This window comes from Kribbella sp. NPDC050241, from assembly GCF_044459685.1.
Lineage (GTDB): Bacteria > Actinomycetota > Actinomycetes > Propionibacteriales > Kribbellaceae > Kribbella.
In genome coordinates, this window is the sequence record NZ_JBITJE010000001.1 from 927,611 (window position 1) to 944,877 (window position 17,267).

Consider the following 17,267-nt stretch of genomic DNA (forward strand, 5'->3'; position numbering starts at 1 on the left):
CGTCTACCGTCGACCGCATGCGAATTGGAACACTGGGCAACGGGTTGATGGCCGAGGCGCTGGCCGGGCAGTGGGCTCGAGAACACGAGGTGATGATCGGTGGCCGCGACCCCGGCCGCGCGGGCGAGCTGGCGAGGCGCATCGGCGCCCAGGCCGGGACCTTGCAGGAGGCAACGACTTTCGGTGACGTTCTGTTGCTGGCACTGCCCGCGGAGGTTGCCGTTGAGGCGGTCGGCGAGCTCGACGTCCCGCCGGGCCGGATCCTGATCGACTGCACGAACGCGATCGACCAGCAGAACTTCACGCTCGCCGAGTCAGCCATGGCCGAGCGCATCGCCCGAGCTGTCCCACACGCCCACGTCGTGAAGGCATTCAACCTGGCCGCAGACGCGGTCTGGCGTCACCCACCCGAGGACCTGGCCGTGCCCCTGTGTGGCGACGACCCAACCGCGCTGGCGCAGGTCGGCCGACTGGTCCGAGCACTCGGTTGTGAGCCCGTGCAAGCAGGCGGAGTCGTCCGTGCGAAGTTGCTGGAGGCCACTGCCGCCTTGGCCATCGGCATCTGGGTCACCGGCGGCGACGCACGGGCGATGTTCCCACCGCTGGAAGCCGCCTTCGGGTCAGTTCACCCGGGGTGATTCGCGAAGAGCTGGTTGAGTTCGGCTTGGGGGATCTGGTCGGCGGCGAAGGTGATCGTGCCTTGCGTGGCGAGCTCTTGGGCGCTGCGGCGGATGAAACCCAGGGCAGCGCGGGCGATGCTGCCGCCGAGGCTGATCCGGGTCACGCCGGCGTCCTGCAGATCGCCGACGGTCAGGGTCGACGTCCCCAGGCCGATCACGACATTGACCGGACCGTCGATCTCGCGCATCAAGGTGCGGATCGGGTCGAGGTCGTTGACGCCCGGCACGTACAGGCAGTCGGCGCCGGCTGCCCGGAAGCGGTTGGCACGGTCGATCGAGTCGCTCAACGAGGTCGGCGTACGCAGCATCTGCCCGTCGGTGCGCGCCGTGAGCACGAAGTCCGGGCCGGCCGCCTCGCGGGCCGCGACGATCCGCTCCACCGCCAGCTCGACGTCGTACAGCTCGCGTCCGTCGAAGTCCTCGATGTTCCCGCCGGCCAGGCCGATCTCGCGGGCCAGCGTGATCGTCTCCGCGACCTTGGCCGGCTCAGCGCCGTACCCGTCCTCGAGATCCCCGTTCACCGGTACGGCGCTCGCCGCGGTGATCTCCCGCATCCGCGCGAACATGGCGTCCCGCGACACGGCGGGCGCGCCGTCGGGCAGCGTGTGATCGCCCTTCGCCATCGAGAACGCGATCCCTGCACTCGTTGTCGCGATCGCCGGGAACCCGGCCTCGATCAGCAGCACCGCACTCCCGGCATCCCAGGCGTTCGGCATCACGAAGCGGCCGGCATGCAGCTCGCGGAACGTCGTCATGACCCCGGGAGCTCCTGCGCGGCGGCCTCGTCGACCAGCCACAGCGTGCGGTCCAGGCCTTTCGGCTGCGCCGCGGGTACGTCGCCGCCGCTCAACGCCTGACCAACCGCATGAGCCTTGTCGTCACCCGACACCACGAACCACACCTCGCGGGCCCGGTCGAGCGCCGGGAGCGTCAGCGAGACGCGGGTCGGCGGCGGCTTGGGCGAGTCGTGGACGGCAACGGCCGCGACGTCGGCGACCTTCAGCTGCGCGAATCCGGGGAAGAGCGACGCCACGTGTCCATCGGGCCCGACGCCGAGCATCAGTACGTCGAACGTCGGTACGCCGTCCTGATCGCCGGAACCCATCGCGCCCTTCAGCTCGGCAGCGTAGGCAGCTGCCGCAGCCTCCGCGCCCTGGCCGGCATCGGCCGGCATGGGGTGGATCCGGGCCGGATCCACGTCCACGCGGGAGAGCAGCGCCTCGCGGTTCTGCGTCTCGTTGCGCTCCGGGTCGCCGTCCGGCAGGAACCGCTCGTCGCCCCACCAGAACTCGACCCGCCGCCAGTCGATCGCATGCCGGGCGGGAGACTCGGCGACCGCGCGGTAGACGACCGCTGCGACCCGGCCGCCGGTCAATACGACCTGGGCGACCCGGCCACTGCTCTGGACATCGACGAGGCGGGTGATGAACCGCGCCGCGACGGCATGAGCCAGCCCCTCGGCGTCACGGTTCACCAGGACGGACGGAGCGCTCATGAGCGCCCCGCCACCCTCTTGCCCGTGCCCTTCTTCGCAGCAGTCTTCCTGGCCGGCGACTTCTTCACGGCAGCCGTCTTCTTGGCCGCAGTCTTCTTGGCAGCGGTCTTCTTGGCAGCGCCGGCAGCGGCCGACGGACCGGCAGACTTCTTCGCTGTCGCCTTCCTCGCGAAGGACTTCTTCGCCGCCGTCTCCTGGACCGGAGTGCTCGCCACCGTCGCCTTCTTCGCAGCGGCAGACGCTCGCTCCGCCGCGGTCTTCCGCTGAACGGCGCCGACTTTCTTGACGTCCTCCGGCATCGACTCCCGCTCGACCAGGCACGCGAGCGTCTGCGCGTACACATCGTCCGGGTCGAGCCGCCGCAGTTCCTCACTCAGCAGCTCGGACGTCGTACGGCGCTTCAATGCGACCGGCCGGTCCGGCTGGCCGGGGATGCTGAACGTCGCCACCGCGCCATCCGGCCGGGTCAGCGCGATGGGTCCGGCCGGCGTGAACATGCGCACCGCGGTCACACCCGGTCCGCGCGAGTTCTTCTGCTCGACCGGAACGCCGAGCCGGCGCTGCAGCCAGGCCGCCATCAGGTCGGCACTCGGATTGCCCTTGGCGGACACGACCTCGGCCGCGCTCACCTTGGTCGGGTACTGATCCAGGGCGGCCGCCATCAGCGCACGCCACGGCGTCAGCCGCGACCACGCGAAGTCGGTGTCGCCCGGCTCGTAGCCCTCGGCCCGCGCCGAGAAGTCGACCGACGCCCGCCGGGTCGCGGCCGCATCGGTGACACGGCGACGGCCCAGCTTGCCCAGCGGGTCGTCGGCGGGGACCTTCGGCCCGCCGCCCGGCCACCAGACGATGACAGGGGAGTCGGGCAGCAGCAGCGGGGTGACCACGGACTCGGGCACCTTGGCCAGCTCACCGTGCAGCCGAAGCAGCACCGCCTCGCCGGGAATGCCTTCCCCCACCCGCACTTCGGCATCGAGCCCGGGTGCACCCCGGCCGGGCCGCAGGATCGCGACCAGGACGCGGGACGGGTGCTCGCGACCGGCCTCGTTCGCGGCCTTCATCGCGTCGTGGTGGGACGCCTCGTCGACGACCACCACGATGGTGCCGACCATGCCCATGGCCGGCGAGCCCGCGTTCCGGCGCGCCTTGAGCAGTGCCGACGCGATCTCGCTCGACGTCGTACCGGTGAGGTCGATGATCATGGCCGCCTCCAGGTGCGTCCGTCGCGGGCGAGCATCTCGTGCGCGGAGGCCGGGCCCCAGTCGCCGGACGCGTACTGCTCCGGCTTGCCGTGCTCGGCCCAGTACCCGATCACCGGGTCGAGGATCTTCCAGCCCAGCTCGACCTCGGTGTGCTGCGGGAACAGCGGCGGGTCGCCGAGCAGTACGTCGAGGATGAGCCGCTCGTACGCCTCGGGCGAGGACTCCGTGAACGAACCGCCGTACTGGAAGTCCATGTTCACGTCGCGGATCTCCATCATCGTGCCGGGCACCTTGGCGCCGAAGCGCATCGTGATGCCCTCGTCCGGCTGGATCCGCAGGACCAGTGCGTTCTGGCCCAGTTCCTCGGTCTCGGTCTTGGTGAACGGCAGGTGCGGAGCGCGCTTGAACATCACCGCGACCTCGGTCACCCGGCGGCCGAGCCGCTTGCCGGTGCGCAGGTAGAACGGGACGCCGGCCCAGCGGCGGGTGTCGACGTCGACCCGGAGCGCCGCGAAGGTCTCCGTCGCCGACGACTGCGGGATGCCGTCCTCCTGCAGGTAGCCCTTCACCTTGACGCCGCCGGCCCAGCCGGCCGCGTACTGACCGCGGGCGGTGTGCAGGTCGAGGCGCTCCGGCAGCTTCACCGCCGCGAGCACCTTCTTCTTCTCCTGCCGCAGCGACCACGCGTCGAAGCTCACCGGCTCCTCCATCGCGACCAGCGCGAGCAGTTGGAGCAGGTGGTTCTGGATCACGTCGCGGGCCGCACCGATGCCGTCGTAGTACCCGGCCCGGCCGCCGATGCCGATGTCCTCTGCCATGGTGATCTGGACGTGGTCGACGTAGTGGCTGTTCCAGACCGGCTCGAACATGGAGTTGGCGAACCGCAGCGCCAGCATGTTCTGGACGGTCTCCTTGCCCAGGTAGTGGTCGATCCGGAAGACCGCCTCGGGCGGGAACACCGACTCGACCACCTGGTTCAGCTCACGGGCGCTCTTCAGGTCGTGGCCGAACGGCTTCTCGATCACCACCCGCCGCCACGAGCCTGGCATCTCCCTGGTCAGCCCGTGCTCGGAGAGCTGCTGCACGACCTGCGGGAACAGGCTCGGCGGGATGGACAGGTAGAACGCGTGGTTGCCGCCGGTGCCGCGGTTCACGTCCAGTTCGTCCACGGTCTCCCGCAGCCGCTCGAACGCCGCGTCGTCGGTCAGGTCACCCGGCACGAACCGGAAGCCCTCGGCCAGCTGCTGCCAGACCTCCTCGCGGAACGGGGTCCGGGCGTGCTCCTTGACCGAGTCGTGCACGATCTGGGCGAAGTCCTGGTTGGTGTAGTCGCGACGGGCGAACCCGACCAGGGCGAAACCGGGTGGCAGCAGCCCCCGGTTCGCCAGGTCGTAGACCGCCGGCATCAGCTTCTTGCGGGCCAGGTCACCGGTGACGCCGAAGATCACCAGGCTGCACGGCCCGGCGATCCTCGGGAGCCGCCGATCCTGCGGATCCCGTAGCGGGTTCACCGGACCGGACGACTCTTCGTCGAGCTGAGCGGTCATCAGCCGCTTCCCTCCGAGTTGTGGTTTCGAACAGGGCTAGTTTCCGAAGAGGGCACGGAGCTGTTGTACGCCGCTCGCCGGGTCGGTCAGGTGGAGTCGCAGTACCGGACGGCCGCGCTCGGCGAGCACGTTCGCGTCACCGGCCGCCTGGGCCGAGATCAGCGTGCCGAAGGTGAACGGCCGGTCGGGGATCTCCACGTCGGTCGGGTGCGCACCGGTGATCTGCAGGAACACGCCCTCCGGGTGGCCGCCCTTGTGGTACTGGCCGGTGGAGTGCAGGAACCGCGGACCCCAGCCGAAGGTCACCGGACGGCCCGTCCGGGTCGCCAGCGCCGGGCGTACGGAGGCCAGATCGGCGTCGCGCTCGGAGTCGAGGTAGGCCATGACGGCCAGGTACCCCTTCGCGTCGAGCTTGCCCAGCAGCGCGTCGACCGCACCCTGCAGCGAGTCCACGCCCTCCAGCAGCCCCTCGGAACCGCGGACCTCGACGGAACCTTCGGTGAAGGCCGCCGCCTCCGGCTCGGGCTGTGCGTCGAGCAGGCCGCGGGCCGCCTTCTTCGCGCTCTCCACGTCCGGCTGGTCGAACGGGTTGATCCCGAGCAGGTAGCCGGCCACCGCCGTGGCCACCTCCCACAGCAGGAACTGACCGCCGAGCGAGCCCGAGGTCAGCGCCGTCGGCACACCACTTGCGGCCTTCTCGGCCAGTAGTGCGTTGGTGAGGTCGGCAGCCTCGCTCCGCAGCTCAGGAGCACCGACCTCGACCGCAACCGGCAGTACGCCGGTGCCGTTCTTGCCGGTGCTCTCGGCGATCAACTGCTCCGCCCAGTCCGGGAAGCCGACGATGTCCGAGCCTTCGGCCGTGATGATCGCCTTGTCCCGCCCCGCGCTGGCGGCGAGTACGGCGCCCAGCCACAGCGCCGGGTTGTCGGTCGAGTCGGCCTGCAGCTCCGGAGCGGCCTCAGCTGCCTGGTCCAGCAACTCGGCGATGTCCGCGCCGGCCAGACCGGACGGAACCAGCCCGAAGGCGGTCAGCGCGCTGTAGCGACCGCCGATGTTCGGGTCGGCGAGGAACGTCTTGCGGTAGCCCTCGTCGGCCGACAGCTTCTCGAACGGCGAACCCGGGTCGGTCACCACGACGACCCGTGACGCGGCGTCGATGCCCGCGTCGGTGAACGCCTTGACGAACGTCCGCCGGTGGCTGTCGGTCTCCACCGTGCCACCGGACTTGCTCGACACCACGATGACCGTCTTCGACAGGTCGCCGCCCAGCGCCCGCGCGACCACGCTCGGATCGGTCGAGTCCAGTACGACGAGCTCCACGCCGGCGGTCCGGGTGATCACCTCGGGGGCCAGCGACGAGCCGCCCATGCCGGACAGCACGACCCGGTCCAGACCCTCGGACCGGAAGTCCGCCTGCAAGGCCTCGATCTCGGCCAGCAGCGGCCGGGAGGTCTCGTGCAGGTCGACCCAGCCGAGCCGGATCGAGGCCTCGTGCTCGGCCTCCGGCCCCCAGATCGTCGCGTCCTTCGCCGCGATCCGGGATGCGATCTTCTCCGACACCAGCCGGTCGACGACCTCGGCCCAGTCGCCGTTCTGCGTGCTCACCTTCGGTGCGGTCACTTGGCAGCACCCTTCAGGGCCGCGGTGACGGTGTCCTGCAGGTCCGACCACGACGCGTCGAACTTGGCCACGCCCTCGTCCTCGAGCACCTGCACGACCTCGTCGTAGGAGATGCCCAGCCGCTCCAGGTCCGCGATCACCTTGCGGTCGGCGTCGTACTCGCCGCGGACCGTGTCACCGGCGAACTCGCTGTGCTCCTCGACCGCCTTGATGGTTGCCTCGGGCATCGTGTTGACGACGCCGCTGGTGACCAGGTTGTCGACGTACAGGGTGGGGGAGTACGACGGGTCCTTGGTGCCGGTGGAGGCCCACAACGGGCGCTGCGGCTTGGCGCCGGCGGTCTCGATCTCGCGCCAGCGGTCGGTGTCGAAGATCGCCTCGTACGCCTCGAACGCGAGCCGGGCATTGGCGATCGCGGCCTTGCCCTTCAGCGCCTTGGCCTGGTCGGTGCCGATCGCGTCCAGCCGCTTGTCCACCTCGGTGTCCACCCGGCTGACGAAGAACGACGCGACGCTGGCCAGCTTGGTCACGTCGTGACCGTTCTCGATCGCCTGCTCCAGGCCGGACAGGAACGCGTCCGCGACCGCCTTGTAGCGGTCCAGGGAGAAGATCAGCGTCACGTTCACGCTGATCCCGGCGGCCAGCGTCGCGGTGATCGCGGGCAGGCCCTCCTTGGTGGCCGGGATCTTCACGAACACGTTCTCCCGGCCGACGGCCTCCCACAGCTCCTTGGCCTGCCGGTTCGTCTTCTCGGTGTCGCGGGCCAGGCTCGGCTCCACCTCGATCGAGACCCGGCCGTCCTGGCCCTCGGTGTCGTCGTACACGGGCTTGAACAGGTCGGCGGCGTCCCGGACGTCGCCGGTGGTGATGACCCGGATCGCCTCGTCGGTGGAGACGCCCTCGGCGGCCAGCCGGGAGATCTTCTCGGCGTACGCGTCGGCGTCGGAGATCGCCTTGGCGAAGATGGTCGGGTTCGTCGTCACGCCGACGACGTGCTTGTCCTGGATCAGGTCGGCCAGGCTTCCGCTGGTCAGCCGCTCCCGGGAGAGGTCGTCGAGCCAGATGGACACACCCGCGTCGGCGAGTGCTTTCAAGCGATCGTTCATGTCCGGAGCCTTCCGAATGTTCTGTTGTGTGAGTGTCAGTTGGCGTCGGCGGGTCCGACCGGGCCGGCCGCGGCTCGCTTGGGCGGCACACCCGGGCCGCTGATCTGCGCGGCCGCGGCGATGCTGTCCTTGGCGGCCTGGACGACGGCGCCGGCGGTGATGCCGAACTCGTCGTACAGGGTCTGGTAGGCGGCCGAGGCGCCGTAGTGCTCGAGGCTGACGCTGCGGCCGGCGTCGCCGACGATGTCGTGCCAGCTCTGCGCGATGCCCGCCTCGACCGAGACCCGGGCGCGGACGCCGGCCGGGATGACGGACTCGCGGTACGCGTCGTCCTGCTCGTCGAACCACTCGCGGGAGACCATCGAGACGACTCGGGCCTTGACGCCCTCGCCCGCCAGCGTCTCGCGGGCCTCGACGGCCAGCTGCAGCTCAGAGCCGGTGGCGATCAGTACGACGTCCGGCGTGCCGTCGGTGTCGAGCAGCGTGTAGCCGCCCTTCTTGACATTCTCGGTGGTGGCGTAGCCGTCGGTGCCACGCGGGAACGTCGGCACGTTCTGCCGGGTCAGCGCCAGGCCGGCCGGGCGGTCGGTGTGCTCCAGGATCGCGGCCCACGCGGCGGTGGTCTCGTTCGCGTCACCCGGACGTACGACGTCCAGGCCCGGAATCGCGCGCAGCGCCGACAGGTGCTCGACCGGCTGGTGGGTCGGGCCGTCCTCGCCGAGGCCGATGGAGTCGTGCGTCCACACGTAAGTGACCGGCAGCTTCATCAGCGCCGCCAGTCGGACCGCCGGGCGCATGTAGTCGCTGAAGACGAGGAACGTGCCGCCGTACGGGCGGGTCAGGCCGTGCAGGGTGATGCCGTTCAGCACCGAGCCCATGGCGTGCTCGCGGATGCCGAAGTGCAGGACACGGCCGTACTCGTCGCCCTGGAACTCCTTGGTGGAGTACTCCGGCGGGATGAAGGACGGCTGGCCCTTGGGGGTGGTGTTGTTCGAGCCGGCCAGGTCGGCCGAACCACCCCAGAGCTCGGGCAGCTCCGGCGACAGCTTCGTCAGCACCTCACCGGACGCGGCGCGGGTGGCGACGCCCTTGGCGTCGGCCTCCCAGCTCGGTAGCGCGTCCTTCCAGCCGGACGGCAGCTCGCGCTTCGACAGCCGGTCGAGCAGTGCGGCACGCTCCGGGTTCGCCGACCGCCAAGCGTCGTACCTGACGTCCCAGTCGTCCTGGAGGGCCTTGCCGCGCTCGAGCGCCTGGCGGGTGTGCGCGATCACGTCGTCGGCGACCTGGAAGCTCTGCTCCGGGTCCCAGCCCAGCACCTTCTTGGTCGCGGCGACCTCGTCGGCGCCGAGGGCGGAGCCGTGGATCTTGCCGGTGTTCTGCTTGTTCGGGGCCGGCCAGCCGATGATCGTGTGCAGCCGGATGAAGCTCGGCTTGTCGGTGACCGCCTCGGCCGCCTGGATGGCGTCGTACAGGGCCTGGACGTTCTCCTCGTAGCCCGTGCCGCCATTGGTCCAGTCGACGTCCTGGGTGTGCCAGCCGTACGCCGCGTAGCGCGCCGCCACGTCCTCGGAGAACGCGATGTCGGTGTCGTCCTCGATCGAGATCTTGTTCGCGTCGTAGATGACCGTCAGGTTGCCGAGCTTCTGGTGCCCGGCCAGCGAGGACGCCTCACCCGAGACGCCTTCCTCCAGGTCGCCGTCCGACGCGATCACGTAGATGTGGTGGTCGAACAAACCCTCGCCCTTCGGGGCGTCCGGGTCGAGCAGGCCACGCTCGCGGCGGGCCGCCATCGCCATCCCGACCGCGTTGCCGACACCCTGGCCGAGCGGGCCGGTGGTCGTCTCGACACCCTTGGTGTGCGCGTACTCCGGGTGGCCCGGGGTCTTGCTGCCCCAGGTCCGCAGCGCCTTCAGATCGTCCAGTTCGAGGCCGAAGCCGGCCAGGTAGAGCTGGATGTACAGGGTGAGGCTGGAGTGGCCGGCCGACAGCACGAACCGGTCCCGGCCGGCCCAGTGCGCGTCCGCCGGGTTGTGCCGCATCACCTTCTGGAACAGCAGGTACGCCGCCGGCGCCAGGCTCATCGCCGTACCGGGATGGCCGTTGCCGACCTTCTCCACCGCGTCCATCGCGAGCACCCGTACGGTGTCGACCGCGCGCTGGTCGAGGTCGGTCCATTCAAGCTTCGGGCTGGTCTTCTCCGTCACGCCGGCGGCGCTCCTCTCGATGGCTGCGTCAGGTCTTCCGGTCAGCGTCGAAGGGGATCGCGACCGGCCCCGCCGGCCGGTTCGATCGCGCCCCCGCGCGTCACCGTGAGCGAGCCTACTCGCCCTGACCTTTCCTGCCTTCCACTGATCCGCAACCTGGTTCGTGGCGTCATTGTTCCCGGGGCGTTCCGGACGTCCGCGACATCACACCCGGACCCATTTCACGCCATCGGAATCACATCCGGATGAACACCGCCCCACACTTGTTCGTCGGACTCACCCGGGGGGTGAACGAACCCTCCTACGGGGCGTCGTAGACTGTCGAACCGTCAGCGCCGGGGCTCCGGCGTCAACCCACTCAGTTCGAGGTGTTCGTGACGGCCGTCGACCCGCGTCCAGCCGCGACGACGTCGTACCCGACGCCGCAGCCGGACGGTACTGCTGTTCTCAGTCCGTCGGTGCGCGACGTGGTGAAGGCGTACGTCGGTCTGACCAAGCCACGCATCATCGAGCTGCTGCTGATCACCACCGTGCCGGTGATGTTCCTGGCCGCCGGGGGAGTGCCCGGCCTCCAGGTCGTCGCCGCCACCCTGGTCGGCGGCATCCTGGCGGCCGGCAGCGCGAACACGATCAACTGTGTGCTCGACCGCGACATCGACGAGCAGATGCGCCGGACCCGCCGCCGCCCGCTGCCCCGGCACGCGGTCAGCCCGCGGTCGGCGACGATCTTCGGCATCGTGCTCGGCATCCTGGCCACCCTCGAGCTCGGCCTGCTGGTGAACTGGCTGTCGTCGGGGCTGGCCCTGGCCGCGAACGCGTTCTACGTGTTCGGCTACACGATGGTGCTGAAGCGCCGGACCGTGCAGAACATCGTCTGGGGCGGGATCGCGGGTTGCTTCCCGACGCTGATCGGCTGGACCGCGGTCACCAACGAGCTGGCCTGGACCCCGGTCGTGCTGTTCGGTGTGGTGTTCTTCTGGACGCCGCCGCACACCTGGTCGCTGGCGATGCGCTACCGCGAGGACTACGCGTCGGTCGACGTACCGATGCTGCCCGTCGTCGCCACTCCGGTCGCCACGGCCCGGCAGATCATGGCGTACTCCGTGGTCATGGTGATCACCTCGATCGCGCTGTGGCCGGTCGCGGGCACCGGTTTCGTCTACCCGCTGGCCGCGATCGTGCTCGGTTTCCTGTTCCTGCGCGAGGCTCGCGCGTTGTTGCTCCGGGCCCACACCGGCGCCGACGGAGCCGCGCTGCGGCCGATGCGGCTCTTCCACTTCTCGAACATCTACCTGGCCCTGCTGTTCATTGCCGCGGCCATCGATCCGCTCCTGCACTGAGCGTCGCCCCGCGGGCGCGGGGAGTTCTCCGGTTGACCTCATCGTGATCCGATGTTGCGATGTGAGGGTCTGCGGGGGGATCCGCACCTGGGGAGGCGTGACTTCAGGGGGTTTCGCAGTGGGGGCACGAACACGCATTGCCGCAGTGGCGGCACTCGCCTTGGCCGGTTCTGTCCTGGTGGCAGGACAAGCCGACGCCGGTGGGCATTCCAGCAGTTTGAAGCCGGTGGCAACGGGTCTCGACGGCCCGCGCGGCGTCTCGACGTTCGGCAAGAAGGTCATCTACAGCGTCACGGACGGTTCGGTCTACGCGACCGACGGCAAGAAGACCTGGAAGCTCGGCCAGGTCCCGGGTGGGTTCGCACCGGCGATCGACACCAACAAGTGGGGTGTCACGTATGCCCTGACCGGCGGTGGCGGACCCGAGGGCGCGATCCCGCCGGGGGGCGCGACGCTGTTCCGGCTCCGGCCGGGCAGGTCACCGGTGGCGGTGGCCGACATCGCGAAGTACCAGGCCAAGGACCCGGATCCGTACAACCAGGACGATCCGCCGACGGAGACCAACCCGTTCGGCGTCGCGGCCCTGAAGGACGGCACGGTGCTGGTAGCGGATGCCGCCGGCAACGACCTGCTCCGGGTCTGGCCGAACGGCAAGATCAAGACCGTCGCGCGGTTGAAGCCACGCACGGTCAAGGTTCCCGCCGGTCTCGGGCCGGACGCGCCACCCGCCGGGACGCCGTGGGTGGCCGAGGCTGTCGCCACGTCGGTGACGGTGGGATCGGACGGCTACTGGTACGTCGGTGAGCTGCGTGGCTTCCCGGCGACTCCGGGGACGTCGCAGATCTGGCGGATCAAGCCGGGCTCGGTGGGCGCGGTGTGCGATCCGGCCAAGCCGTACAAGGGCAAGTGCCAGCGGTATGCCGACGGTTACACGTCGATCGTCGACCTGGCCGGTGGCCCGCGTGGCACGCTCGCCGTCGTTCAGCTCGCCAGGGACAGTTGGCTGAAGTTCGAGATGGGCGGCTCGACCATCGGTTCGCTGTACCTGCAGTACCCGGGCAAGCACCACAAGGCCGGGTACAAGAAGGAACTGGTCCGCGGACAGCTCAACCTGCCGGGCGGCGCCGCGTTCAGCAAGTGGGGCGACCTGTATGTCGCAGGCCCGGTCTTCGGTCCTGGTGCGGTCTACAAGGTCCGTCACTGACAGTCGGTCGTAGTGCTCCTTCCGGTGGGACCGCCTAGGTCCCGCCGGAAGGTGCCTGAACCTCGAACTCCCGGGTCGCTGTCCGCAGGCGGTCGAGGACGACATTCACGGCGGGGTGTCGCTCTCCGCCGTGGCGCGTGATGGCAAAGATGTGACGGCTGATCGGCCGCGCGAGCGGTCTTAAGACCACGCCCGGCGGAACGGTCCGGGCGCCGAGCAAGGGCAGTAGCGTGACACCAGCTCCGGCGGCGATCAGTGCCAGCACCGCTGCGTATTCTCCGGTCTGCGCGACGAGCTGAGGCACGAAACCCGATGCTCCGCAGGCGCGTTGCAGCATCTGGTGACACGAGGTGTCGGAGGGAACCGACAGCCAGGCGTGATCACTGAGAACGGCAAGATCGAGCGGCTCTCCGCTGAGGGCCACCCGGTCGGCCTCGGGCAGCGCGACGACCACCGGATCGGTCAACAGCTCATGGCGCTCACACGTCGGCGGGACCGTGAACGGCAACAGGTCGTAAGAGTGCGCCACCGCGATCTCGACCTCGCCGCGGGAGAGAGCGGGCAGGCTCTCCTCCGGTTCCATGCCCACCAGCCGTAGCTTCAGCCGGCCGCCCTCCGCGTCGAGCGTGCGCCAGGCCGATGCGACAAGAGTTGCCGCGGCCGAGGCGAAAGCGCCGATCCGCACCGTTCCCGCGACCTCGGAGCGAAGAGCCAGCAGGTCCGACTCGGCCGCCGCCAGCTGGTCGAGCAGTACGTCGGTGTGCGCGACGAGCACCCGGCCCGCCTCGGTGAGAGTCAAGCGGCGCCCCTGTCGCTGCAACAGACGAACGCCGGCTTCGCGCTCCAGTGTCGCGAGCTGCTGGGAAACCGCCGGGCCTGTCAGATGGAGTGCCTCGGCCGCCGCGCTGACCGTCCCGTACCCGGCCAGAGCGTGCAGCAGCCGGAGTCGCCGAAGATCCAACACAATAGCTCAGCTTATAGATCCTCGAAGGATTCGTAAATGGACGTTTGCGATCCAGCTCGGCAGACTGTTCTCTGCCGAGCCTGAGCCGCCCGGCATCCGTCAGCGAGTGGGAGGCAGACCTGATGTCGAGCGAACAACGTCCGGCCACCGTGGTCGACCAGGTGATGGATCGATTCGTGGCGGACTTCGTCGCCCTTGACCCGATCGCGGCGACCGGAGCCGGCATTACCGGGCACGAGACCGGCCTCCCAGATCTGTCGCCCGACGGCAGAGCCGAGATCTCGACCCTGCGATCGCGGACGCTGACCGCATTGGCGGCCGCCGTACCGGTCGACTCGGAGCGTGCCTGGCTGTTGCTGCGCGACGAGGTGCGTGCCAGGGAAGGAAGTGGGTTCGAGCTCAAGTCCTTCCACCGCCGCGCGCTCGACCTCGGGAGCGTCGGTCTCGATGTGCTGAGGTCCGCCGTACTCGGTGAGTTCGAAGGGGGTTCACGGTGAAGGCGGCAGTCATCGGTGCTAGCGGCTACATCGGTACGGCGGTCGCCGAGCGCTTGACGGGTGCCGGCTACGAGGTCGTTGCGGTGTCTCGGCGCGGGACCGTCGCGGACTACCCGACCGTGCCGGGCGACCTCACCCGCCCGGAGACACTGCGCTCCGCGCTCGCCGCCGTCCGGCCGGATGTCGTCGTACACGCCGGCAATCCCAGCGGCGACCTCGACGTCGACCTGGCGTCCACCGCCGCGCTCCTCGATCACGGTGTTCCGCTCATCTACATCAGCGGCATCTGGTGGTTGGGCGCGGTGGGCGAGACGCCGTTCACCGAGGATCCACCGGGCGGCGACACGCCGCGTGCACAGATCGAGCGGGCCGTCCTCGCCGCGGCCGACCGGGTCCGCACCGTCGTGATCCGGCCCGGGGTCGTGTACGGACGTGGCGGTGGCATTCCCGCTGAGATGGTCGGGTGGGCACGCAAATACGGCGTCGGCCGCTACGTGGGCGACCCCGGAACTCGCTGGCCGACGGTGCAGGTCGACGATCTGGCCGACCTGGTTCTGCTGGCGATCGAACGAGCCCGATCAGGTGCTGTCCTGCACGGCGTGAGCGATGAGGCCGTCGAGGTCAGCGCGATCGCGGCCGCCGCGGACCTGGCGGCCGGCGGGACCGGGCGAGCCGAAGCCTGGCCGGTCGCGTCCGCGGCCGAGGCGCTGGGTGAGCAGTACGCCCGCTGGCTGGCGCTGGACCAAGCGATCAGCAGCACACGGACTCGGGCCGAGCTCGGCTGGCGACCGAGCCGCCCGGCGATCGTCGAGGATCTCACCGGCGGGTCCTACGTTCGGCGATGAGCGCAGGTCCTAGGTTGCGGGCGTGCCGCGTTCGCCGTAGACCGCGGTGACGAGTGCGATCAGCAGGCCCGCGAAGAACATGTGCACCAGGACCAGGCCCCACGGGAGGCCGGTGAAGTACTGCGTGAAGCCGACGGCGCCCTGCAGGAGTTCCATCGCGAGCAGCCAGGCAGCCAGCTTCCGCAAGGTCCGTGACGTCGCGGTCACCCGGGTCGCGATCACCAGCGCGATCGAGATCCCGAGCAGTCCGAAGACGACATCCGCGTGGAGCTGACTGATCAGTTCCTCGTTGAACCCGTTCCGCCCGGTGTCCGGGTCGCCCGAGTGCGGGCCGGCGCCGGTCACCAAGGTGCCGAGAGCAACGGTCAGCCAGACCGCCACCACACAGGCGGTCGCGAGCGCCCGGACCACCGGGGGAGTGTGTGGGTAGGGACTGGTCCGGGACCGCCGCACCATCGACACCGTCAGAGTGATGATCACCGGCGAGACCAGGAAGTGCGCCGAGACGATCCACGGATTCAGTCCGGTCAGCACGCTGATGCCGCCGATCACAGCCTGCAGCGGTACGCCGAGCGCGGCCGCGGTCGCGAGCCGGCGCAGGTCCCGGCGGATCGGGCGGTACCGCATCACCACGAGCCAGGTGCAGATCGCGACGACCGCGACCACGAAGCCGAGCATCCGGTTGCCGAACTCGATCGCGCCGTGGATGCCGAGCGCGGCGTGCGGCACGTACGACTCGTCGGTGCACTGCGGCCAGGTCGGGCAGCCGAGACCGGAGCCGGTCAGCCGGACCAGTCCGCCGGTCACCACGATGCCGATGTTCGCCACCACCGACGCCCAGCCCCAGCGCCGGACGACATCCAGGCTCGGCTCGGGTACCAGCCGCCAGAAGGCGTTGACTGGTTCGGTCTCTTGCGGCGGGGTCTCCGTGCTCATCACCGGCACACTCTAGAGAAAGGTCTGCTCAGTCCCAGCGGAAGGTCCTGGACACCAGGTATCCGAGCACCCCGGCCCATAGCGCGAGGGACAGTGCGGCGGCCCACGGGATCACACCCTCGATGGTCGAGTTCGCCAGCCCGTTGGCCAGCGCGGCGCTCGGCAGCAGCCGGACGACACCCTGCATGCCGGCCGGGTACTCGTCGACCGGTGTCATCACCGCACCGCCGACCAGCAACAGCAGATAGAGCAGGTTGGCCGCGGCCAGGGTGGCCTCGGCCCGGAGTACGCCGGCCATCAGCAGTCCGAGGGACGCGAAGGCCGCCGTACCGCACAGGACCATCAGGATCACCCCGAACACGGCGTCGAAACCGCCGGCCGGGTCCCACCCGAGGGCGAAGCCGGTCCCGATCAGGATGGCGAGCTGGATCACCTGCACGACCAGGACGGCGCCGATCTTCCCGGCCAGCAGTCCGGTCCGGGACAGGGGAGAGGCGCCGAGCCGCTTGATCACGCCGTACCGACGCTCGAAGCCGGTCGCGATCGCGAGCGAGGTGAAGGACGAGGACAGTATGGCGAGCGCGAGCACCCGCGGTACGGCGTCGTCGATCGCCCGCCCGTCGCCGAGCGGCAACCGGTCGCCGAGTCCGGTGCCACCCAGAAGCAACAGGATCCCGAGTGGGATGACGAGCGCCAGCAGCAACTGCTCGCCGTTGCGGATCAGGAGCCGGAACTCCATCCGTGAGTGCGCAAGCACCTTCCGCGGCCACGGCGCACTTCCCGGCCGGGGCGCATAGGTGCTCATGAGTGCTCCCGCTTGGGTGGTGCCGTCAACGCGAGGTAGACGTCCTCCAGGGACTTCGCACCGTGCTCGGTCAGCGCGTCCGGAGTGCCGGAGGCGATCACCTTGCCCGCGGACACCACGTGGACCTGGTCCGACAACTGTTCGGCCTCGTCCATCCCGTGCGTGGTGAGTACGACGGTCACGCCGTCGTCGCGCAGGTCGCGGATCAGCTGCCAGATCTCCCGTCGGCCGTGCGGATCGAGCCCGGTCGTCGGCTCGTCCAGGAACGCGACCTCCGGCCGCCCGACGATCGCCAGCGCGAACGACAGCCGTTGCTTCTGCCCGCCGGACAGGCGCCGGTACGGCGTCCTGCCACAGCTACCCAGGTCGAGGCGCTCGACCAGGGCCGGGATCTCCAGCGGGTGCGAATGCAGGGTGGCGACGTACTTCAGCATCTCGACGGCGCGGACGCCGGACCAGGCGCCGCCCTCCTGGAGCATCACGCCGATCCGCGGCATCAATTCGTCGTGGTCCGCGATCGGGTCCAGCCCGAGCACCCGGACCCGCCCGGACTCGGGCCGCCGGAACCCCTCACAGCTCTCCACGGTGGTGGTCTTGCCGGCGCCGTTGGGGCCGAGCACCGACGTCACCGTGCCGACGGTTACGGTGAGACTGAGACCGTCGACCGCGGCCTTCTCGCCGTACCGCACGACGAGGTTGTCGATCTCCACCGCGACTGGCACGGATGAAGTCTAGGACCGGGCTGCCCGGCCTTCGGCCCGGGTCGGGAGCGGAGCCGAGCAGCGTGACGCTGGTCACGATCGGCTCCCAGGCCCAGCGTAC

At 69.8% G+C, this 17,267-nt stretch carries 16 protein-coding genes; 5 read left to right on the plus strand and 11 right to left on the minus strand.

From position 1 onward, the window contains the following. Positions 1-17 precede the first annotated feature (17 nt). Positions 18-638, plus strand: coding sequence for an NADPH-dependent F420 reductase (locus tag ACIBG5_RS04280; protein WP_396390002.1), 621 nt, complete (start codon positions 18-20; stop codon positions 636-638). On the opposite strand, the gene ACIBG5_RS04285 is transcribed toward ACIBG5_RS04280, so the two are convergent. The 7 genes from ACIBG5_RS04285 to tkt are packed head-to-tail and all read right to left on the minus strand — an operon-like array spanning position 626 to position 9,854. Next, positions 626-1,435, minus strand: coding sequence for an oxaloacetate decarboxylase (locus tag ACIBG5_RS04285; RefSeq protein ID WP_396390003.1), 810 nt, complete (start codon positions 1,433-1,435; stop codon positions 626-628). The genes ACIBG5_RS04280 and ACIBG5_RS04285 overlap by 13 nt on opposite strands. After that, the gene (gene pgl / locus ACIBG5_RS04290) at positions 1,432-2,175 is read right to left on the minus strand and encodes a 6-phosphogluconolactonase (RefSeq protein WP_396390004.1); all 744 of its coding nucleotides are present in this window, start codon (positions 2,173-2,175) and stop codon (positions 1,432-1,434) included. Before pgl ends, ACIBG5_RS04285 begins: the two co-directional genes overlap by 4 nt. Continuing rightward, entirely contained in the window at positions 2,172-3,377 is a 1,206-nt protein-coding gene (locus ACIBG5_RS04295; RefSeq protein ID WP_396390005.1) for a glucose-6-phosphate dehydrogenase assembly protein OpcA, read from the minus strand. Before ACIBG5_RS04295 ends, pgl begins: the two co-directional genes overlap by 4 nt. Further along, positions 3,374-4,924, minus strand: coding sequence for a glucose-6-phosphate dehydrogenase (gene zwf / locus ACIBG5_RS04300; RefSeq protein ID WP_396390006.1), 1,551 nt, complete (start codon positions 4,922-4,924; stop codon positions 3,374-3,376). Before zwf ends, ACIBG5_RS04295 begins: the two co-directional genes overlap by 4 nt. Positions 4,925-4,960: 36 nt before the next feature. Beyond that, positions 4,961-6,544 (minus strand): glucose-6-phosphate isomerase, encoded by a 1,584-nt coding sequence (locus ACIBG5_RS04305; protein ID WP_396390008.1) that lies wholly within the window; start codon positions 6,542-6,544, stop codon positions 4,961-4,963. Beyond that, positions 6,541-7,650, minus strand: a complete 1,110-nt coding sequence (gene tal, locus ACIBG5_RS04310) for a transaldolase (protein ID WP_396390009.1) — start codon at positions 7,648-7,650, stop codon at positions 6,541-6,543. Before tal ends, ACIBG5_RS04305 begins: the two co-directional genes overlap by 4 nt. Positions 7,651-7,685: 35 nt before the next feature. Then, positions 7,686-9,854 (minus strand): transketolase, encoded by a 2,169-nt coding sequence (gene tkt / locus ACIBG5_RS04315; protein WP_396390011.1) that lies wholly within the window; start codon positions 9,852-9,854, stop codon positions 7,686-7,688. A gap of 374 nt (positions 9,855-10,228) precedes the next feature. On the opposite strand from tkt, the gene ACIBG5_RS04320 reads away from it, so the two are divergent. Together ACIBG5_RS04320 and ACIBG5_RS04325 are read left to right on the plus strand one after the other, a co-directional pair. Beyond that, on the plus strand, positions 10,229-11,194 hold the full coding sequence (locus tag ACIBG5_RS04320) for a heme o synthase (RefSeq protein WP_396390012.1): 966 nt from the start codon (positions 10,229-10,231) through the stop codon (positions 11,192-11,194). A gap of 226 nt (positions 11,195-11,420) precedes the next feature. Further along, complete coding sequence (locus ACIBG5_RS04325) at positions 11,421-12,398, plus strand: ScyD/ScyE family protein (RefSeq protein ID WP_396390013.1); 978 nt, start codon at positions 11,421-11,423, stop codon at positions 12,396-12,398. Between the two features lie 34 nt (positions 12,399-12,432). On the opposite strand, the gene ACIBG5_RS04330 is transcribed toward ACIBG5_RS04325, so the two are convergent. After that, positions 12,433-13,362 (minus strand): LysR family transcriptional regulator, encoded by a 930-nt coding sequence (locus ACIBG5_RS04330; RefSeq protein WP_396390014.1) that lies wholly within the window; start codon positions 13,360-13,362, stop codon positions 12,433-12,435. A 122-nt stretch (positions 13,363-13,484) separates the two neighbouring features. On the opposite strand from ACIBG5_RS04330, the gene ACIBG5_RS04335 reads away from it, so the two are divergent. Together ACIBG5_RS04335 and ACIBG5_RS04340 are read left to right on the plus strand one after the other, a co-directional pair. Further along, the gene (locus ACIBG5_RS04335; RefSeq protein WP_396390015.1) at positions 13,485-13,859 is read left to right on the plus strand and encodes a DUF885 family protein; all 375 of its coding nucleotides are present in this window, start codon (positions 13,485-13,487) and stop codon (positions 13,857-13,859) included. Then, positions 13,856-14,704 carry an NAD-dependent epimerase/dehydratase family protein gene (locus tag ACIBG5_RS04340; RefSeq protein WP_396390016.1) on the plus strand — a complete coding sequence of 283 codons (849 nt, stop codon included), beginning with the start codon at positions 13,856-13,858 and terminating at the stop codon, positions 14,702-14,704. The genes ACIBG5_RS04335 and ACIBG5_RS04340 overlap by 4 nt, the downstream gene beginning before the upstream one ends. Positions 14,705-14,713: 9 nt before the next feature. Here ACIBG5_RS04340 and ACIBG5_RS04345 read toward each other — a convergent pair whose 3' ends face one another. From ACIBG5_RS04345 to ACIBG5_RS04355, 3 genes are read right to left on the minus strand one after another with little or no spacing between them, the layout of a single operon-like run. Next, positions 14,714-15,640 carry a heme A synthase gene (locus tag ACIBG5_RS04345; protein WP_396390018.1) on the minus strand — a complete coding sequence of 309 codons (927 nt, stop codon included), beginning with the start codon at positions 15,638-15,640 and terminating at the stop codon, positions 14,714-14,716. A 28-nt stretch (positions 15,641-15,668) separates the two neighbouring features. Then, positions 15,669-16,445, minus strand: a complete 777-nt coding sequence (locus ACIBG5_RS04350; protein ID WP_396390019.1) for an ABC transporter permease — start codon at positions 16,443-16,445, stop codon at positions 15,669-15,671. Then, a complete protein-coding gene (locus tag ACIBG5_RS04355) occupies positions 16,442-17,167 on the minus strand; it encodes an ABC transporter ATP-binding protein (protein WP_396390020.1) in 726 nt (241 codons plus the stop codon). The genes ACIBG5_RS04350 and ACIBG5_RS04355 overlap by 4 nt, the downstream gene beginning before the upstream one ends. Positions 17,168-17,267 lie beyond the last annotated feature (100 nt).

Coding starts and splice junctions, on each gene's coding strand:
- ACIBG5_RS04280 (WP_396390002.1), top strand. CDS start 18: ATGCGAATTGGAACACTGGGCAACGGGTTGATGGCCGAGGCGCTGGCC.
- ACIBG5_RS04295 (WP_396390005.1), bottom strand. CDS start 3,377: ATGATCATCGACCTCACCGGTACGACGTCGAGCGAGATCGCGTCGGCA.
- zwf (WP_396390006.1), bottom strand. CDS start 4,924: ATGACCGCTCAGCTCGACGAAGAGTCGTCCGGTCCGGTGAACCCGCTA.
- tal (WP_396390009.1), bottom strand. CDS start 7,650: ATGAACGATCGCTTGAAAGCACTCGCCGACGCGGGTGTGTCCATCTGG.
- ACIBG5_RS04350 (WP_396390019.1), bottom strand. CDS start 16,445: ATGAGCACCTATGCGCCCCGGCCGGGAAGTGCGCCGTGGCCGCGGAAG.
- pgl (WP_396390004.1), bottom strand. CDS start 2,175: ATGAGCGCTCCGTCCGTCCTGGTGAACCGTGACGCCGAGGGGCTGGCT.
- ACIBG5_RS04285 (WP_396390003.1), bottom strand. CDS start 1,435: ATGACGACGTTCCGCGAGCTGCATGCCGGCCGCTTCGTGATGCCGAAC.
- ACIBG5_RS04335 (WP_396390015.1), top strand. CDS start 13,485: ATGTCGAGCGAACAACGTCCGGCCACCGTGGTCGACCAGGTGATGGAT.
- ACIBG5_RS04345 (WP_396390018.1), bottom strand. CDS start 15,640: ATGAGCACGGAGACCCCGCCGCAAGAGACCGAACCAGTCAACGCCTTC.